Here is a 2221-nt window from a genome sequence, read left to right on the forward strand (position 1 = left end):
ATTGGACCAATGCATTGGATGGCAATGAAAACACGCAGTGGCATGCAGAGTACCTGGCACCTGCGGGACACCCGGGTAATACTAACTTTGTCGGTTTGACATTACCATGTGCTACCACGCTCATTACCCCTGCACTCCATAAAATGGCGGGCAACACAGTATGTACCAACGGAGGGGCAACCGTAAAATTGACTGCTTCCGGTTTCAGCGGAACATTGCAGTGGTTCAGGGATGGTATTTTGATCGCAAATGCGAGTGACACTATATTAATAGCTACAGAAGCAGGGAAGTATGCTGTCCGTTCGTCTTTGGGTTCTGCATTCAGCAACTATTCTAATGAAATCGTTGTGGAGCAAACCCCTGGTTGCGTTCCAATCAATGGTAAAAAGTGCGTGGTAGACCGGGTGCGATTCTTATGGCGTACATCGAACCGTGAACGATTGGCAGCAGCGACGATCCAGGGCTCTGCTGATGGCGTGACTTGGAATATCCTGCATACGTTCCCGGGTAATGCTGTTGCATCTCTGGGATGGGACGATGTTGCTTTTGGTAATACTACGGAGTATCAGCACGTACGTTACGTGGCGACGAATGGTACCGGAGTGGGTGATCTGCGGGAAATTCGCTTTTATAGCGGGGGAATCCAGCTTGCCGGAACGAGTTTTGGATCGGAACCCAATATACCAGGGATGGAGTGGCAGAAGGCATTGGACGGTGATGAAAGTACTGCATGGCATGCGAAGTTTGAAGGACTGGGATCTCACGTGGGAAACACAAATTTTGTCGGACTAACGCTATCCTGCGCCACAACATCCATTACTCCAGCCATCTACAAAATTGCAGGAAGCGATGTCTGCGTCAACGGCACTGACTCGGTTACCTTGGTGGTGTCAGGCTCTACCGGCACGGTAAGCTGGTTTAAGGATAGCGAATCAAATCCGGTAGGAACTGGCCTCAAATTCAGGACGAATGTACCAGGCGCATACAAGGCACGCTCTATGACCGGCAGTATTTTGAGCCAGTATTCCAATGTGATTACAGTTCAGCAAGCGTCCGACTGTGTAACACCCGACAATTGTATCGTTAATAAAGTCAGGATACTCTGGCGAGCTTCAGATCTGGGTAGATTGGATGGGTCTAAAATCCAGGGTTCCAACGATGGAAAAATTTGGACGACTATATCAACTTTGACAGGCTCTGCAACTGGTTCCGATTGGGATACCTTCGCGCTTAACCCTACTACCGCCTATAATCACATCCGCTATGCCGCAACAGATAATAACGGAGTTGGCGACCTGCGTGAAATTGAGTTTTATAATGGCACAACACGGTCAAGGGGAGTTGGTTTTGGTTCAGAACCCAACATATTAGGTATGGAGTGGCAAAAGGCGCTGGATGGCAATGTGAATACGCAATGGCATGCTGCCTTTAATGTACAAGGCGCGCATCCGGGGAGCAGTAATTTCGTGGGACTTACGTTAAGCGGCTGCGGGTCATCATGCATCACTCCGACTATCTATAAAACAGACGGAGACAAAGCCTGTCCTAGCGGTACAACTGTAACTTTGACGGCCTCCGGTTTTACAGGCAATGTTAGCTGGTATAAGGACGGTAAATTGATCGTCGGGGAGTCAAATGTCACCTTTGTAGCCAAGTCAGCGGGTAAGTACAGTGCCCGTTCGTCATCTGGAAGCTGTACGAGTGCTTTTTCGAATGAAATCGTGTTGCAACAGGATGCGGATTGTGCACCATCCGGCGATGCCCGCTGCATAGTCACCGAGGTCCGTGTACTGTGGCGTGATGGAGACAATCAGCGTCTTAATGGTGCAATGATTCAGGGATCCAACAATGGTGTGAACTGGGAGCCAATCCACACATTCAAATCTGATGCGACCGTAGACTGGAATGTGGTGACATTTACCAATCCTCGTAAGTTCCAGCACATCCGTTATGCGGCGCGGCCAGTGGATGGCGTAGGTGATCTTCGCGAGATCCGTTTTTATCACGACGATTATCTTTTAACCGGGACAGGTTTTGGCTCAGAACCCAATATAAAACCTCACTTGGGATGGGCCAATGCACTGGACGGGAATGAAGCGACGGCATGGCACGCGGAATACCTACCACCGTCCGGGCATCCAGGTAGCAGCAATTTTGTCGGGATCAGCTTGCCTTGTGCTACCACCTTGATCACGCCGGTTCTGTATAAGAGTACCAATGG

1 protein-coding gene is annotated in these 2221 nt (G+C 49.7%); it reads left to right on the top strand.

The genetic code is table 11. The annotated features are described in order from the left end of the window. Positions 1-2221, top strand: a 2221-nt coding sequence (locus BP71_RS37815; protein WP_496387107.1) for a discoidin domain-containing protein, incomplete at both ends; no start/stop codon positions are given.

The sequence above is a fragment of the Dyadobacter ginsengisoli DSM 21015 genome (genome assembly GCF_059568735.1).